Source organism: Thermodesulfobacteriota bacterium, from assembly GCA_040757775.1.
GTDB lineage: Bacteria > Desulfobacterota > UBA8473 > UBA8473 > UBA8473 > UBA8473.
The window spans coordinates 1-16,893 of record JBFLWQ010000029.1 but is presented as its reverse complement, the minus strand read 5'-3'; the positions used below and the strand labels follow the sequence as shown (position 1 = coordinate 16,893).

Below are 16,893 nucleotides of genomic sequence, written 5' to 3'. Positions count from 1 at the left end.
GAAAATTTATACTTATCAATTTTTAAGGATGTTGTCCAAACAAAAATACCTTTAAGAAGGCTCAAAATGTTTTTTAGTTATTTGTGGGAGTGATGGGGCAAATTGTTGTGCTCATGTTCATTGGGATGATGGTGTTCCTCCCCCGATGCGCTCAAAGGATCAACATGAATGGTAACATTAGAGAGATATCGCAAGGAATGGAGAAGCTGATGTTCCACTTCTATTGCAATCTTATGTGCTCTTTCGACAGATAATTCTGGTGTTACAGCTATGCTTACCTCTGCATGGAGCTGATGCCCTAACCATCTTACACGTGTTTGAGTAACGTCTTCCACTCCTTGAGCATTATTAACTGTGTGTTTGATTTCTTCTATAATTTCTGGATTTACCCCGTCGAGTAAACGGGTAAAGACGGCTTTACCGGATTTCCATAAGATTCGTAATATCGCAGCAGTAATAATAAGACCTGCAATAGGATCGGCTAAGGGATACCCCAGCCAGACTCCGCCTGCACCGAAAAGGACTGCCAAACTGGTTAAGCCATCTATACGAGCGTGGTAACCATCGGCAACCAGCGCCGCACTCCCTATCTCTTTGCCAACTTTAATGCGAAAAATGGCTACAGCTTCATTGCCCATGAAACCAATTACCGATGCAACTACTACAGCCCAAAGATATTCCACCGTCCGCGGGAGAGACAGGCGATCAATGGATTCATAAGCAACAATTACGGCACTTAACAGGATTATGAATACTATGGCAACGCCAGCAAGGTCTTCCACGCGACCATAGCCGTAGGTAAACCGCTTGGTTGGTTTCCATCTTGCGACCCTGAAGGCAATCCATAGAGGTATGGTAGTAGCTGCATCGCCCAGGTTGTGAATAGTATCGGCAAGAAGCGCCACGCTTCCTGATAATAGAAAAATAACGGATTGAAACAGGGCTGTTGCAAGTAGCCCCAGAAATGACAACTTGATACACCAAATACCTCGTTGAGTGCTGAGAAGTAATGGGTCTAAGACACCGTGAGTATACCCATGGGCATTATATTGATGGTTACGAATCATGCAGCGAAAACCTCTCCCGAATGCATCAATGATGTGAAATTCAGGCAAGGTTATCCTTTCCTTGGGGATTTTCGGATAAAAAAAGGAAGAAATTAAACTTGGGGTTAATATAGCAAACTCATGGGAAAAGACAAGAGAAAATACATGGGTAACCAGTAACCAGCAACGAGTAGGGGCAAAAAATATTTTGCCCCTACTCGTTGCTCATTGCTCATTGCTCTATTTCGGTCGCAATCCCTTCGTAAATCAGGTCAATTCTTACATACTAAATGCACGTGTGCAATGTATTTTAATTGTGAGTCGCAATCCCTTCGTAAATCAGGTCAATTCTTATGATTTTGTTGACTTCCTGATTGAAGAGGGTACTTGTACCCTGTCGCAATCCCTTCGTAAATCAGGTCAATTCTTATCCTAAGCCCTTCGTTCTTTGACAACTGAATAAGGGAAGGTCGCAATCCCTTCGTAAATCAGGTCAATTCTTATTTTTCTGGCCAATTAGAAATTCCTACTTACGAGCTAAAGTCGCAATCCCTTCGTAAATCAGGTCAATTCTTATTAATCATGGACAGAGTTCAGGATCATTCATGCACGATGGCTCGTCGCAATCCCTTCGTAAATCAGGTCAATTCTTATCTGATAGGTATAAGGAAATTAAAAGCGATAATGAACGTCGCAATCCCTTCGTAAATCAGGTCAATTCTTATAATGAATTGCTCGGTAAGATACGTACTTATGATATAAGTCGCAATCCCTTCGTAAATCAGGTCAATTCTTATGGGTAGATAGAATAAGAAAAGACGGTAGTGGCGGACAGTCGCAATCCCTTCGTAAATCAGGTCAATTCTTATAGAAAAAACGATGACAATAAACGAATGGAAAGAAAGTTTAGTCGCAATCCCTTCGTAAATCAGGTCAATTCTTATTTATGGTAAATGTAGAAAAGATTGAAAAAGAGCGTAACCGTCGCAATCCCTTCGTAAATCAGGTCAATTCTTATCATACTCCGATGGACGCAAACAATCGGAGTATGTCGCGTCGCAATCCCTTCGTAAATCAGGTCAATTCTTATTTCCAGAGGCAGAGGAAATTGAGGATTGGCTTGGGGTCGCAATCCCTTCGTAAATCAGGTCAATTCTTATGATGCCTGGAAGAAAGAAAGGTTAGAAAGAAGAATTGTCGCAATCCCTTCGTAAATCAGGTCAATTCTTATAAAAAAGCTTTCACATATCAGAGACCGAAAGGCCCTGGTCGCAATCCCTTCGTAAATCAGGTCAATTCTTATGAAGGAATCCAACACTTATTGATAAGCAAATAATGTCGCAATCCCTTCGTAAATCAGGTCAATTCTTATTGTCGCTACCCAGAGAGACAGCGTGTGGGTCGTTCACAGCGTCGCAATCCCTTCGTAAATCAGGTCAATTCTTATACATTATCCCATTGAATTATATTGTGCGATGGTATAGACGTCGCAATCCCTTCGTAAATCAGGTCAATTCTTATCGCATAATCCTTGCGGCATACAGTCCGCCGGGTATGCGTCGCAATCCCTTCGTAAATCAGGTCAATTCTTATGAAGAATGGATAGAAAAAATGCGATAAGAGCGGCGTCGCAATCCCTTCGTAAATCAGGTCAATTCTTATAATAATTTAGGAATACCAATTATAGGAGGATAAAACCGTCGCAATCCCTTCGTAAATCAGGTCAATTCTTATTCCGATGACCCGCTTCGATTTTTTCTGCTATATGTTGTCGCAATCCCTTCGTAAATCAGGTCAATTCTTATGTTTGCAAAACCCAGCAATAACATATGCTGGGTGAGTCGCAATCCCTTCGTAAATCAGGTCAATTCTTATCCAGGAAGTTTATCGGATAAAGCACAAGAACGGATTGCAAAATCGTCGCAATCCCTTCGTAAATCAGGTCAATTCTTATTGGAGTTGTCCTGATAACTCCAAGTCGGTAGTACACCCGTCGCAATCCCTTCGTAAATCAGGTCAATTCTTATATCATGGTATTCTGAACATGGAGTTGGTGATGGCTATGTCGCAATCCCTTCGTAAATCAGGTCAATTCTTATACAAGCGCCGGGGACGGATTCCCCGGAGGAAAGGGGGGTCGCAATCCCTTCGTAAATCAGGTCAATTCTTATAGAGTGTCTTGGCAGGTGTTTTACCTGCCAGAAAAATAGTCGCAATCCCTTCGTAAATCAGGTCAATTCTTATGAGAGGAAAATGGCAGTAATCAGAGTAGAAAAAAATGGTCGCAATCCCTTCGTAAATCAGGTCAATTCTTATCATTGAAATGCCTATTGATGTTGTTATTGAAGATAAACGTCGCAATCCCTTCGTAAATCAGGTCAATTCTTATGGTAAGCGGAGAAGGGAAAGCAACCGACCAGGAAGTTATGGTCGCAATCCCTTCGTAAATCAGGTCAATTCTTATCGCGTTTCCGTAAAGTTTTAACCAGCAAGCCACTTTTCTTCATTCCCCGCATATCTCTTTGCCTGAATCCGTCCAAAACCATAAACGCCCTCCTTTCATGGATTTTTTACCTTCATAACCCATTAATATTACAGTTAAATTAGCATTTACGCAGACCCACATCAATGCTCTTTAAAAAAACCAATAAAATCAGATAGTTATAATTTTAATGGAATGTTTGTCGAAGGTCTGCGTTTCAGTAGATATAGTATTCATGGTCCGGGTCAGTAAACTCCCCCTGACCGATTATCTCCACTGTCCCAGCACATTTTTCACACACGGGAAAGTACTTCACGCCGTCCTCATCATGTACAATGATCTTTTCTATACGTTCTTTCATTTCGGCAAAGACAACCCCTGTTAAAGCTACCTCAAAAATAGACTTTTGGACACGAACACCGTAGTCAAGCATAATTTTGGCTACTTTGCTCAGACGCTTTGGATCCGCGATGTCATAAGCCACAATCATGTTCATCGTTCAGACCACCATGTAATCGAGCTGTGTTACCTTGAGTCCCCTGCCAGAGATAATCACCTTGTTTATGCAGTGATTGCATATCTTATATATCCTCACTGAGTCCTTTGCAAGGTCCAGTTTCTCTCTGCAATATTCCCTTATAATGCCTATCCCCACATTATCAATGTCACACTCAAAGACCGATTTCTGCGTATTGAGGCCAAATTCTTTGAGAAACTTATGGGTCTTTGTCAAACGCTTTGGATCTGTTATATCATAGGTAATCAGTGTTATCATTTTAACAGTAACGGTTGGTACTCCTCCGCTTCTCCTTCTATAACCTTGCGGTAATGGCCTGCCTGGAAGGTAATGACATCTTCATATGTGAGCTTTCTGTCTGCCGGAGCATAGTAAAAGGAAGTAGTCAGTTTCTTTTCAAATGCCTCAATGACCCGCTGAAAGGCTTCGTGGTACAGTTTAACAGGACGTTTCCCTGTATATGGCAACGAGACATGAACATTGTTATTCATCCTCTGTTCGGGTATGTCGAAAAGCTCAGAATCTGTCTCATTACCCGATATCCACCCGACAGGGTCTTTTGTTACATCAGGCATGTCTTCTTCCGCTGATGTGTCTATTTCCTGTGCCTCCGGTTTTTCTGTGTAAAAGTCATCCTGTTGCAATATCTTCAGATTGAAGAGAGAGAGGGTAAGGGTATCTGCTATTATTGTCCTGAACTCCTCCATGAGGTCAAGAACGAGAGAATGTCTCCCATAGTCAATGGAGTGGAGGAATCCCGGGTAGGGGTCGAGTCCGGTTATACGCACAGCCGCATACACACGGTTCATGAGAAATGTATAGAGAAGGGAAAGAACCGAATTCACAGGGTCTGTTGGGGGTCGCCTCACACGCCGAGTAAAACCAAGGTGCTGGATAAAACCGTGGGGGAATGCCTCAAAGTAGAGTGCTGTGCCACGTCCCTCATACCCTCTCACACTGTCTATATAATCAGCCAATTCAACCTGACCAATGAGGTTCCTGATTTCCTGAGCCTTTTGTCCCGGAAGCAGGTCATTTTTGGTGCGTTTAATTCGCATCAAGACAGTAGCCATATTGGCAAGCTTCCCAATAACAATGGAGCGGGCAAGCCGTAAGCCAAATGCAGAATCGTCCAGACGCTGATACTGAAGCTTGTGCAGGAAGACATTCTTCGATTCTGGTGGGGCAATTCTGCCCAGATAACGGCCATTATAACTCATAAAAACTGTGTCTATATTGTTTCGCATAAGCTGGGCAAGTGCCCGGTGGGTGATTTCCACATTGCCGAATATAACCACCTGCCGAAGCTTGTAAGTAAAAAGGGTATGGTAAATGGTATTCTCCTTCTTCACCAGCAGATGCTTCCCCTCTTTTACAATCTTCGCTCCCTGTGTTCTAACATATACGACCATAAGCCACCTCCTTTTCTTACCTTTATTATATGAGGTGGCTATGGTCAAGCAAGGATTGCAATGTTGCATTTTTACTAATTCATCAATATTTAGTTGTCAAAGAACTGCTCGTATATAATCTTCAATCCGGTGAGTGGTCAAATATCAACACATCTCCGGTTACAGGACTTCGGAATATCAACTTTCTTGCCTTCCCATGCAGAGCATGGGCAACCTTCAGGTACAGCCAGATGGGTGCCTGGCCCGTTAGAATAATATCATTGCCCTCCCCGGCAAGAGTTTGGGCTTTCTGGATGTATGAATCAAGCTCGGGGAGTTTGGCGGTGGTGCCATAAAAAGATTCAAGACTGATCTCAATCAAGTTTGCCTCCTAAAATATCCTCTGTTTCTTTAATAAGGTGCCCTACTTTCATTATCGCTTTTTGGGGAGATAAGTCTTTGGACGGTCTTTTCATAAGAGCATGACCTGCTCTATTGCGGGCGTCTGTAATTTTTCCCCATAATTTAACTAAAGGTTTTTTAGACATTCTTCTTTGTTCATTTAATTCATTTTCCCTTTCTTCTCGTGATTCAATATCGTATGGGTCGCATCCATCTTTTTCGCATAATCGAGTTAAAATAGTTTCACGCAATACCAATAAACTCTGAGTTGGCCTTTTATTTTCAAGATAAAACTTTGCAGCTTCAAGATGAGACTCCCATATTGAAGGTCTTGCAAAACGGGTAGTATATTTTACAAGGCTATCGGTTAACAAACTAAAAGGCTTTACAAAACGCAATATTTCATCATTAAATTCTTTCCTGTTCATAAGATCTGACATTTCTTTGCTTGTATCCGGAAGTAAAGGTATATATGTAAGCCGGGATAAATGAGAGAGCCCTTCGAGTCTTTTCGAGAACTCTCCAAGCATTTTAGGTTTTGAGTCGATGCCACTTTTCCAAATTCTGTCGTTTGTTTCTTTTATTCTTAATGACAAGTCTTCAAGTTCACCATATTTGATAAAAGATGTAGTCGCATCAATCCAGTCAAGGAGTTCTAGAGTTGATGCAAGGTCAACAATTGGAGTTATATCATACGTTTTTTCAAAGCTACCGTAAAAGATGTGGATGAATTTTGCAGTTGGCTCAACATACTTCAAAAAACGTATATAAATAACAGCAAATAGAGGGATTGCTCTAAAACAGTGCGTTATGTCGAAAACAACCTCGGTATTTTTTAATTTAAGATCCCGTGTCAAAATATCAAACATTTCCCAGAAATCTGTTTCACTTCTGCCATAAGGAATCTCAATCCGTTTGTGTGGAAAATTCTCAAGTAATTCCCATCTGGATTCTTTTGTGCCTATGACATAAGCAGTTTCAACAGGGGAAAAATGCTTATAGATTGGGATAAAGGCAAGTTGATCTTTGTACTGCTTATCCTCAATTTGATAAATTGTTTCCTGATATTGAGCATTGCCAAGAAACGCTATGAGAATTTTCTTCATAGATTTTTCACCATCCTGATTATATCTTTCTCTTTTTGAAGGAAAATTTATCAATTATTTTCTTTCATGTAAAAAAACAATAACAATTTCTTGACAGACATATTTGTAAAGCATACAATACAAGCATACAAAGGAGGTGCATATTATGCGTGCAACATTAAACATACCCGATGATCTCCTCTCCGAGGTACAGAAAATTACCGGTGAAAAGTCCAAGACAAAGGCAATTACCGTTGCCATGAAGGAATATGTCAGGCAGAAGAAGATTAAAGAGCTTATTGCGCTCAGGGGGAAGATTCAGATTGATTACGATTGGGAGAAAGAGGAAGAACTTGAGATGAAAGCACAGAAAGAGAGGGAAGAGCTTTTTGAACAAATCAGATAGAAGAATACTTGCAGATACAACGGTCTGGATAGAGTTTTTCAGGTTGCACTCAAATATCGGAAATAAATTAGAGCTACTGATTAAAGAAGGCTCTATCTGGCTATGTGGAATTGTTATGTTTGAACTTCTGCAAGGGGTCAAATCTACAAAGGAAAAATCTGTTATTCTTGCAACACTATCAGATTTGCCGTATATCGAGATGTCACTATCCATCTGGCAGAAGGCAGCAGAATTATCTGCTTCAATAAAAAGAGATGGAATCAATCTGCCTTTATCCGATATTTTCATCGCAACCCTTGCCATTGAATACAGCCTCCAAATCTTTACCCTTGATAAACACTTCGAGCAGATACCAGGGGTAAAGCTTTATAAAGTCTAAAGTTATAACTCCCCTTTCCCCTCTTACACAATGGGACACCTTCCACAAGAAGTTATGGACAAAATTAATCAAACTCTAAAACTTCATTACGACCTTTAAAGAGGAAATTTGAAATCATAGCTTATCAATTCATAAAATGGCACAAAACATACTTTTGTTTTACCTATACGAAGTTCGTCTTTATAATTTAAGTTAACCATGAACGCCGTATCCGGCTGGTATGCCGAAATAAAACTTTGCAGCGACCGGGTTGTTTCAGGCTTTTTGATTTGCCTGTATTTTACCTCAACAGGCATTATTTTACTTCCGCCCTTTATGATAAAATCCACTTCAGCGCCGTCTTTGGTACGCCAGAAATTTATGTCATATGAAGAATCCTGCAGTTTCTCCCATAATATATTGAATATGAAATTTTCAAAGAGATGTCCTATGCGGGTTTGGGAAACATGGCCGAAATCACCTGTTGCGAAATTTTTCATACCCGAATCGGAAAAGTAGTAAAGAGGCGATTTGGTAATCTCTTTACGCATATTGGCAAAGTAAGGAGATACCTTTTTGATGATATAGGTTTTTTCAAAATACCAGAGATAATTTTTGATTGTAGCCGCAGCAATTCCCAGTGTTGAAGATAGCTCCGAAATATTAATCAGGCTTCCGCTTTGAGCAGCAACAAGGCGGAACAGATTGGTCATGGCATCGGTCTTTTTGATATCCAGTAAAAAACGGATATCTTTTTCAAGGTAGCTTTGGTAGATTTCATTGATAAGCTTTGTTTTTTCTTCAACCCTGTCTGATAACACAACCTGGGGATATCCGCCAAAGTCAAGATATTCCTCCAGTAAAAGCGCAGTCTTTTCAGTTTCAATCTGAAAATAATCATCAAGCCTGTCCTCGTATTGATAACCTGTCCGGAAGTTGACAAATTCTTCAAAACTTACCGTAGGAAGCTCTATCAGCCTCTTTCTGCCGGCAAGGGATTCATGAATTTTTTCTTTAAGCTCAAGACTGCCGGAACCCGAGACAATGAATTTGTAAGAAAGATTTTGATCGTAAATACCTTTTAAAAAAATACTAGCGTTTTCTTTTCTCTGTATTTCATCAATGAATACAAAGCCGCTATTCCCGATTTCCAGCCGGATTTTTTTCAGCATGCCGTCCTGGGATTTAAAATGAACATTGTCGGCTTCAATATCAAGGTTTAAAAATAAGGTCTTGTGCCCGGATAGTTTTAATTCATCCTCAAGAATCCGAAGCAAAGTAGTCTTACCTGCCTGTCTTGCGCCAACAAGAAGGGTGATCTCTTTGTTGTTGAGATGAGATTTTAATTCGCTGAGTTTTTTTCTTTTGATCATCACATAAACGACTATTTAGAATTATGATTTATATTTTAGTACGATTATTTTGAAAGTCAATTTGTATTTGATACTTCTGATATGATCATCGCTTTTAACTCCCCCTAGCCCCCTCTTACACTAAGAGGGGGGAATTATTTTTTTCTGAATCTTTTTATTATTTCTTCAATATAATAATCAGTAATCCAGTAGCCTTTATCTCGAAGGTTGAAAAGTTCCTCCTTTAAATCACTAAATAGTCCTTTTTTGTAAGCTATTCCTATAAGGGCAGTTGTTCTAATCGGTTCAAGATTCATCCTTTTCGCAATATTTATTCCTTTTCTGTCATCCATTAAGACAAGATTTATATCTTTTTCTTTTGCAAGAATAATTGTTTCAGCCTCGCCTCTATCTACAATAGCATCTAAGGCTTCAACTGCCATACGGTCTTTTACTTTTACCACTTGAATCCATGTAGGAGAAGTTTCTTTCCTAACTTTATAGACCTCTCTATGAACCTCCTCAGAAATGTAAACCGATGTGAATAAATCTTTAATAAGGTCTAATCGCTTAATCTTTGAAAGTGCGATAAGAGGAGAAGAATTACTTACAATCTTCACTCTTTATCTCCTCTGTTATTCTATATATGGCTTTGTATTCATCAGAAAGTTCTTCATCTGTGGACTCATAAAATGGTATTTTTTTCTCTCTAAGGAGGTCCATAAATTTCCATTTGTTCATACCGGCAAGCTCTGCTGCTTTACCAAATGAGAGTACACCTTCAGAAAAAAGAGATGTTGCAAGATTCTGTTTGGCATTTTTCTCAAGTTTTGCTTTAGTGTACCCTTCAATCTTAAGAGTTGAATACACATCTTCAGATATAGGGATACTCAATTTTGATGTTTTCATAGAGTTACCTCCAAATATTCATTCAAGATTTATCAGTCTTTATGCTCATATCACCACATGCAGAAAAAAACAAAACAAAATATTCTAACGGTTTCCCCTGCCATTGAAAGCATGATACCTCTAACTTTCCAGCGCCTCAGGGCCCAAGTGCAAAACCACCAATCAGAGCATAACAAACATCATTTTCTTTAAAAGCAGTCAAAAGCCTCTCAAGAACAAGTTTGAAGTCCATTTATTTCAGTATCTCCAACAGCGACGACTCTCTTACACAATTCTTTTCCCTGTTTGCAGAATTTCCCTGATATACGGATCTGATTTATCAAAATCCGTTCTGGCAAAGGAGTGAGGCTCGATTCTAAGATCAATCTTCTTCGTCAGCTTTAACAGTTGAACGTCTTCATCGAAGCCGTCAATATTCTCTTTATCCCAGAAAACAGCAAGGTCAATATCACTTTCTTCACGATAGTCACCCTTTGCGTATGAGCCATAAAGATATATGCGCCACACTGGTATATTATTTTCCTTCAGGAGGGTTAAATAGTTTTCTATAATTTGCTTAATCAGTTTTTTATCTTTTTGTGCAGCCATTTTCTCCTAAGTTTTCTTTTAACTCCCCCTGCCCCTCTTACACTAAGAGGGGGAATCTTCCCTCTTAATTTAAGGGGGATTGAGGGGGTTACCTTGTTTCCTCCCCGTAAGTGAAGGGGAGGCGGGGTGGGGTTATTGATACCTGTTTAAAGTCCATTTATTGCATTATCTCCAGTACTGCCCAGCTGGGTAACCAGGTTTATGTAACTATTTGTAATTTAACCCATCCGCATGTATCTACATCCCCATTTTCAAGATTAACAATTCGTCTTGTTTTTGGAAAATTGCCTGTATAGCTTGTATTCTTTGTAGCATGACATAGGACCTTATCATAAAGTGCCTTATCCCTTTCTTTAACAAGAAGCCCTACGGTGAGGCTTAAATACCCTTCATTTTTGCCAATGCGAATGACAGGGCTATCGGGTTTATTTTGATTTTTAATGGCGACAAGCCTAGCTTTTATCTTTTGAGGATACTGCTGATAGGCAAGTTCTTCGTCAATCAGTCTATTGCTAAAATCATAACAGCACTGGGATAGATTTTTTACATCCGAGCTAACCCACTTTTGTTCATCAGTAAATCCTAGCTTATCAAGGATTACTTTGTTATTGTCCAACTTAAAACCTTGACAGGTAAATGTCTGGTCTTTTTTGCATAGTTCCTGAAATGATTTTAAAGGTCGTGTACCTCTGACTTCAACATCTGAGATGAATAAACTTTGTGAAGGAGACTTTAAATCAGTATCTCCAATATGTAACAGTTTTAATAAGTCATATTTAGCGTCATTATTATCAAGTCGTAGCAGTTTAGCCTGCAACCGTTCTTCTAATTTTCCCATACTATCAACCAGTTTTTTCTTTATGTCATTTACCCATTTCCCTTTTTTATCAGATACTTGCCGTAAATCATTTTCATGCTTTCTCTTAAAGCTCTCTATTTCCCCTTTCAGCCATTTCCAATATATATCTTTTTGTAAAAGGTTGTATAGTACGCATGTCCTTATCGCCCCTTTTATTTCTGTTCCGGGAATATAAGGCTCATTATTCTGCTTGATGAAACAGTCAATATCCACATTGTCATATACTTGCGATTTGACCTCTACAGCATAAAGAAAGTTTTTACTAAACCTATTTTTAATATTTGCATCTCTAATTGCGTTTTCGGTGAACTCTCTCAGGCTCAGCTTTTTTTGAGCATCCCTAAGCAATCGGTTGACGTTTTTTCTTTTTTGATCATCTTTTTCATTTCTTTTTTGTTTTTCTAACCGTTCTACTTCATAGCTTTTTTGTTCGATCCACTCCATAAACCTTTTACTGTATTGAGAAGTGATGTTTTCTAGAATTTCTGTCGAATCATAAAACAAGACTCTCCGACCACTGACAACATACGACAACCCGTTATATTTCTCCCCATTGCCGATATGTAGAGGCGAAAGTGTTTTTATTTGCAGTTTCATGATATACCCCCGAAATTGCCGAATACAGGAATCGTAAGACCATTCTGGTAAATCTTATAACCGTCAATCTCTTTTACGACGGGTATTCTACCGTAACATTCCTTTCTTACTTTTGCCTCAAGGCATGAACCTTCTTTCAGATACATAACTTTTGATTTCCAAATATCTTCACCTTTAAATTCTGCCTCTGAGTCTACCTTTGAACGATAGGGGAAAACCTCATAAAAATTTCTATCACTTTCCCATTCAATCTCATCTGCTTGCGGGATATATCTTGACAGGCTGGCAAATGTTTTGGAATTGCTACTATTTGGCAATACCTTTTCTCCCATAATTTCTATCTTGAATCTCCCCTTGCCTGTGGAGCGATTTCCACCGATGCCTTTATCCTCCAGGTATTTAAAGACCGGCAATAAGAACTCTGTGTCGTCAGTCATTACCAAAAAATGGAAGTTAAAAATATTTGAAGTATAAGTCTCTTGCTGATAAAAGGTTTGACCTTCTTCACCTGTTGACATAGTAAGCCTGTCAATGTAGTTTTTTTGAACAGTAGATGCCTTATAAACCTTTGAATCAAACTCAGCAAAAATCGCTGTGTATTCCGAATCTCGCATGAGCATTGAACCAGTAGGCTTAATCTTGTCACTCAAATAGCCTTCAAAAAGCGCCCTCTCTGGCATTCCGTTTACAGCATCATTAAAAAGGCTTTCTGAAAGGTATTCAGCCTTTTTAAATTTTTTGTATTTTGTGATAACTTCTACCATAGCCTTTTTAAATTTTTTCTCCTTTGCTGTTCTACCAATCTCTTCAATGTCTTTAGACGAAAGCCCTTGATTTATCGGTTTCGAGTAAAAGGCGACTGATGTGCCAGGTTCATTTTGGAGCAGCGGAAACGATGAGGACAAAACAAATTTAGGCTTGTTGGTGCTGAATCCTTGAAGTATTTCGAGCAGTTTTTCTTCCCCGTATAATCTTTTAATTCCCCAACAGATCGCCCCGAAGAGTGTGTCGGATGAAGGGATTGATTGAAAACTGGTTAACGGTGTAAGTTTCAGGTTATAAGTTTTCACTGCTATGCCCTCGTTACAAACAGTTTGTTAAAATTGTCGGATATTTCTTTAGCCGTATTCTTACCGTTTAATTCAACCTCTGTTTCCTTACCTTCGGTTGTGTAAAATGTCACATCTCGTTTTATTATGCAGAAGTTTTCAAATTTCACCTTTCCTGATCCCCTGCTTCCACCACCGCCGAGGGAGCTGTCTTCAACAAGTGCCATTCCTTCAAAGACTCTTTTGAGTTTATTGACATCGTCATTCTTGTAAAGGTCATATATCATCTCAACTTCAAAGACTGAGTCGGCAGGCACTCGTTCCATTGTCCGCGGATTGGCGGCTGAGGTAAGGCGGTCAATGGCGTTTTCCGTCTTTGCCTCTGTATATACCTTCTCTCCGAGGTTATGGCGCCAATCGGCTATTGTCCCATCTGTTATTTCGTCTTCATTTCGCCTTTTACCTTTGTTATCAAATAAGCCTTTAGGAAAAGCATCCCTGATTGTAAGGCGAGTAGGCTCTTTTGCAGCAGTTTTAGCTGAACAGCCAAAGATAATACATACATCGCATGTTCCACAGTCGCATAAACTACCTGTAGGATTTCCGTTTTTATCTGTCCCAAACTTGACTATACTGTCAGCCCACTCTAATAAACTCCTCATTTTCCCTTTCAAAGAAGAACCGGGAATATACGGAAAGCCTGTAATGGGGTCTTTAATGACAGGATTGTCAATACCGCCTATTTCAAATCCTTCGTCTGTCCCGCCGACATGAAGCCCGGTTATACATCGGATGTCTACTTTGATTATATATTTGCCTGAGAATTGATAACTATTTTGTTTTTCAGACATTTCTTATCCCTCCTTTTCCATTTTATGGTAGGCAAGCACAGCAGAAAGAAAATTCACAAAGCAATTAAAGTCTTTCACCGTTGATATTTTCTCTGGACTGAGGCTTATTTTCATCAATTCATAAAAGTCTTTACTAATAAGCTCCCTTCCAAGTGCATAGGCAAGCTCAGGCATCAATAAAAACAGGTCACTTTTATCAACCTTATCTGTTGTTTTGCCTTTATACTTTGTTTGGATTTTTTTAATATGTCCGAAAAATTTTCTTAGTTGTGTAACTTTCATTTTCTTCCGAACATCCTTTGCAACGATATGTGCTGCCCCATTCTCCTTTGCAAAAAATTCAGGGTCAATGACAGAAAACGTTTTGAGTTCCCTTATTTTATTTATTACCTCAGTAATCTTTATTTCTGGCATAACTAATCCTCCTTCCTTGATTTTAACAAGGCGTAGCTTGCTGGTATTTTTATCTTCTGAAAATATCCGCTTTTATCTGTTATGAGTTTTTCGCGCAAATAGCCCTTTAACTTTTTTTCTTCGTCTTTGATTACTACCGTTGCTGCACTTTTAACATTTCTCTCCAGTTGATAAATAATCGCAGGGATGAAGTTTTTGTCCTTTCCCTCCTCAAACTGCTTGTGTTTCTTTAATAAGCCGTGCACAAACCCTCTTGGAAGTCTGCTATTAGCATCTTTTGTAGAGATAGCTTCATATAGAGTCTCTCCAAAGTCAAGCAGGTCATCAAAGCCACATCCTGTATTATTTTCAGTCCATTGAACCGTATCGCCAAGGATTGTTATCCTATTTCTGCCCTTATCTTTTGATTTATCTAACTCTTCCCCCACAGCTCTTGAAAATATGCTTATGGGAAATTTTGGCTTGCAAAGATATCCGCCAGCGGAAAGGTTTATGTCCTCATTATTACAGGTATAATCTTTAAATTCATCCTTTATCGCTTTTGCCAATTTTGGTATTTCACTCCAGGGTCCAACTATTAAAAGGTCATCACCGCCGGAATAGACGATATAAAATATGTTTTCGACCCTATCAGCCTTATTTTCCCATCCTGCCTTATGGGCATTTACTTTCCATTCTTCAAAAACCGCCTTACAAATTTCGTTAAGGTACCCACCAAAGAACCAGTCCATTCCCCTGCTTATTGCTGCAACCTTTGAAATGGATTTCTTCATCTTCTCCGATTTTTCTTGCGGCTCAAGCCCAATAGCGAAAATAAGACCAAGGTAATCAACATCCATCTTCAGGACGCCAATTCTTTTGTCACCAATACTCATATCTGCCATCGTTTCAAAGGTGAGCACATTGCCTTGTTTAGCAATTTTAGTCTCTTCCTCTTCTGTATCCTGTACAAAGTCTTCTTTGGCTATGGGTGCGACATTGCCAATGAATCTAAAAGCTACGTCATCCGTTTTATTCACTTTTTGAACAGTTATTGCTTCTTGCAATTCCAAAAGTCTTTCATAATATTCTTTTGAAGAAAGTAGATATGCAGCACCAAAATTTTCAAATGGTATCTCAAGCCCTTTTATTGATTTATTTGGTTTTGATAAATAGGCGATATATTCGGTTTTAGGCAGCCGTTCCCCTATCTCTTTATGTTTTTCACACAATTTGCAGATTTCGTCATTAACCCCCTTCTGAACAAGCGTTGTTCCGCATGACCTGCATACCCTTATATCTTCTTCTTTTTTTCCATCTCCAACCCAGAACGAATCTTGAAGGAAAAACTCCTTGAACTTTCTCTTTTTCTCAACGGATAAAGCACTGTCAAGGTCTTTAAGCAAACCAGAATAATCCTTAATATCATTTTGATCAGCCTCAATCCATGTTGTAACAAGACCTAATTCTCCAGTATATTCTTTTAGCAGCCATTTGTTGATCTCCAAATTGATATCATTAATCTCGCTTTTGACAGCCTTTGTATTCGGCAATAACATTTCAAACCTGCCGCCTCCGCTGAAGATGATATGAGGAATGGATAAAGATAATCCGTTAATTAAATACAGGACTAATACTTCTTGCATCAGAGATAAATAAAACGAACGGCCCCTCAACCTTTTTGAAACACCCTTTACTCCTTGAACATTGGTTATCTTATAAATAAACTTCTGTATCCCTGATAGGTCTCCCCCGAAAAGCAGAAACTCTTTGTCGCCCTGTTCCCCGCTTTTCTTTTTAAAAAAGAGGCAACCAGCTATTGCGGCGGTTGTTTTAAGGTGATCAAAAAGTGAGACGTCAGGTTCACTTTTATAGACCGCTCCTGGGACACACCATGTGTATTTCCACAGGAGGTAATAGAAGGAGTTGACGAGCAAAGGTAGATTATGAATTTGAAGATTCATCAAATCGTTTTTAAAGCCTTCCCACAATGTGCCATATTCCTCGACAAGCAATATTTTCTCAATAACCCGTATGGGAAAGACATCTTCTTTATTGAGCGAGAGGGTTTTGAGATGATAGCGATAGTTTTCTGTAGGAATATGCTTACCAAGAGATATTGTTTGAAAAACGGATTCCAACCTTTCTTTTACAGGGTCACCTGTTTCATAATCCTGAAGGTCAATCCTGTCCATACCTGCTGAAAGCCCATCTGCAAGCGTTATGAACTCAGCATATTCATGGTGGTTATTAATAGCATTTCGGACTATATCAACCTCATCAGATGAAAGGATATTAGATATTTTTTCAGCAAAGTACTGTTCAAAACATTCATCCCCAAGCTGTTGATGGGTGCCTTTTCCTTTGCCCAAAGCACGTTGATAAAACTTTCCAATATCATGCAGCAATGCTGCCAAAACCACCGTCTGGTATTCCCTCTGATCAAAATCAGACATTAAAACCTCCATATAGTATTAAGAATTAGGTGATTGTAAAAGATTTGGCACCATAATATAATGGTGTCATGGACATAAAATCATTCGAACATACCGTAAAGACTGAGAATATAGCTTGGCGGTTTTTAGTAAAGTTGTGTTGGAAAAACTAC

17 protein-coding genes and 1 CRISPR repeat array are annotated in these 16,893 nt (G+C 39.2%); of the genes, 2 read left to right on the top strand and 15 right to left on the bottom strand.

Features of this window, described 5'->3' with window-relative positions; all coding sequences use genetic code 11:
• Nucleotides 1-77 precede the first annotated feature (77 nt).
• The 6 genes from AB1401_13840 to AB1401_13815 all read right to left on the bottom strand — a co-directional run bounded on the left by AB1401_13840 (nucleotide 78) and on the right by AB1401_13815 (nucleotide 6,944).
• Entirely contained in the window at nucleotides 78-1,067 is a 990-nt protein-coding gene (locus AB1401_13840) for a cation diffusion facilitator family transporter (GenBank protein MEW6616533.1), read from the bottom strand.
• Between the two features lie 227 nt (nucleotides 1,068-1,294).
• Nucleotides 1,295-3,510: a CRISPR direct-repeat array (repeat unit 35 nt; unit sequence GTCGCAATCCCTTCGTAAATCAGGTCAATTCTTAT).
• A gap of 235 nt (nucleotides 3,511-3,745) precedes the next feature.
• Nucleotides 3,746-4,024 carry a CRISPR-associated endonuclease Cas2 gene (cas2, locus tag AB1401_13835; protein ID MEW6616532.1) on the bottom strand — a complete coding sequence of 93 codons (279 nt, stop codon included), beginning with the start codon at nucleotides 4,022-4,024 and terminating at the stop codon, nucleotides 3,746-3,748.
• A 3-nt stretch (nucleotides 4,025-4,027) separates the two neighbouring features.
• Nucleotides 4,028-4,303 carry a CRISPR-associated endonuclease Cas2 gene (cas2, locus tag AB1401_13830; GenBank protein ID MEW6616531.1) on the bottom strand — a complete coding sequence of 92 codons (276 nt, stop codon included), beginning with the start codon at nucleotides 4,301-4,303 and terminating at the stop codon, nucleotides 4,028-4,030.
• Entirely contained in the window at nucleotides 4,300-5,457 is a 1,158-nt protein-coding gene (gene cas1 / locus AB1401_13825) for a CRISPR-associated endonuclease Cas1 (protein ID MEW6616530.1), read from the bottom strand. The genes cas2 (AB1401_13830) and cas1 overlap by 4 nt, the downstream gene beginning before the upstream one ends.
• Before the next feature lie 121 nt (nucleotides 5,458-5,578).
• Complete coding sequence (locus AB1401_13820; protein ID MEW6616529.1) at nucleotides 5,579-5,818, bottom strand: CRISPR-associated protein Csx3; 240 nt, start codon at nucleotides 5,816-5,818, stop codon at nucleotides 5,579-5,581.
• Entirely contained in the window at nucleotides 5,811-6,944 is a 1,134-nt protein-coding gene (locus AB1401_13815) for a TM1812 family CRISPR-associated protein (protein ID MEW6616528.1), read from the bottom strand. Before AB1401_13815 ends, AB1401_13820 begins: the two co-directional genes overlap by 8 nt.
• A 145-nt stretch (nucleotides 6,945-7,089) precedes the next feature.
• Between AB1401_13815 and AB1401_13810 the strand changes: the two genes are divergently transcribed.
• Entirely contained in the window at nucleotides 7,090-7,329 is a 240-nt protein-coding gene (locus AB1401_13810; GenBank protein ID MEW6616527.1) for a type II toxin-antitoxin system VapB family antitoxin, read from the top strand.
• Complete coding sequence (locus tag AB1401_13805; GenBank protein ID MEW6616526.1) at nucleotides 7,313-7,708, top strand: PIN domain-containing protein; 396 nt, start codon at nucleotides 7,313-7,315, stop codon at nucleotides 7,706-7,708. The genes AB1401_13810 and AB1401_13805 overlap by 17 nt, the downstream gene beginning before the upstream one ends.
• Before the next feature lie 95 nt (nucleotides 7,709-7,803).
• On the opposite strand, the gene AB1401_13800 is transcribed toward AB1401_13805, so the two are convergent.
• The 9 genes from AB1401_13800 to cas10 form a co-directional block, all read right to left on the bottom strand.
• A complete protein-coding gene (locus tag AB1401_13800; protein ID MEW6616525.1) occupies nucleotides 7,804-9,060 on the bottom strand; it encodes an ATP-binding protein in 1,257 nt (418 codons plus the stop codon).
• A gap of 134 nt (nucleotides 9,061-9,194) precedes the next feature.
• Complete coding sequence (locus AB1401_13795) at nucleotides 9,195-9,659, bottom strand: DUF3368 domain-containing protein (protein MEW6616524.1); 465 nt, start codon at nucleotides 9,657-9,659, stop codon at nucleotides 9,195-9,197.
• Nucleotides 9,643-9,948, bottom strand: a complete 306-nt coding sequence (locus AB1401_13790; protein MEW6616523.1) for a UPF0175 family protein — start codon at nucleotides 9,946-9,948, stop codon at nucleotides 9,643-9,645. Before AB1401_13790 ends, AB1401_13795 begins: the two co-directional genes overlap by 17 nt.
• A 264-nt stretch (nucleotides 9,949-10,212) precedes the next feature.
• Nucleotides 10,213-10,536 (bottom strand): nucleotidyltransferase domain-containing protein, encoded by a 324-nt coding sequence (locus AB1401_13785; protein ID MEW6616522.1) that lies wholly within the window; start codon nucleotides 10,534-10,536, stop codon nucleotides 10,213-10,215.
• Nucleotides 10,537-10,735: 199 nt separating this feature from the next.
• The gene (gene csm5, locus AB1401_13780; GenBank protein MEW6616521.1) at nucleotides 10,736-11,992 is read right to left on the bottom strand and encodes a type III-A CRISPR-associated RAMP protein Csm5; all 1,257 of its coding nucleotides are present in this window, start codon (nucleotides 11,990-11,992) and stop codon (nucleotides 10,736-10,738) included.
• A complete protein-coding gene (csm4, locus tag AB1401_13775) occupies nucleotides 11,989-13,062 on the bottom strand; it encodes a type III-A CRISPR-associated RAMP protein Csm4 (GenBank protein ID MEW6616520.1) in 1,074 nt (357 codons plus the stop codon). Before csm4 ends, csm5 begins: the two co-directional genes overlap by 4 nt.
• 2 nt (nucleotides 13,063-13,064) lie before the next feature.
• Entirely contained in the window at nucleotides 13,065-13,892 is an 828-nt protein-coding gene (gene csm3, locus AB1401_13770) for a type III-A CRISPR-associated RAMP protein Csm3 (GenBank protein MEW6616519.1), read from the bottom strand.
• 3 nt (nucleotides 13,893-13,895) lie between these two features.
• Nucleotides 13,896-14,306, bottom strand: coding sequence for a type III-A CRISPR-associated protein Csm2 (csm2, locus tag AB1401_13765; GenBank protein ID MEW6616518.1), 411 nt, complete (start codon nucleotides 14,304-14,306; stop codon nucleotides 13,896-13,898).
• Between the two features lie 2 nt (nucleotides 14,307-14,308).
• Complete coding sequence (gene cas10, locus AB1401_13760; protein ID MEW6616517.1) at nucleotides 14,309-16,741, bottom strand: type III-A CRISPR-associated protein Cas10/Csm1; 2,433 nt, start codon at nucleotides 16,739-16,741, stop codon at nucleotides 14,309-14,311.
• Nucleotides 16,742-16,893 lie beyond the last annotated feature (152 nt).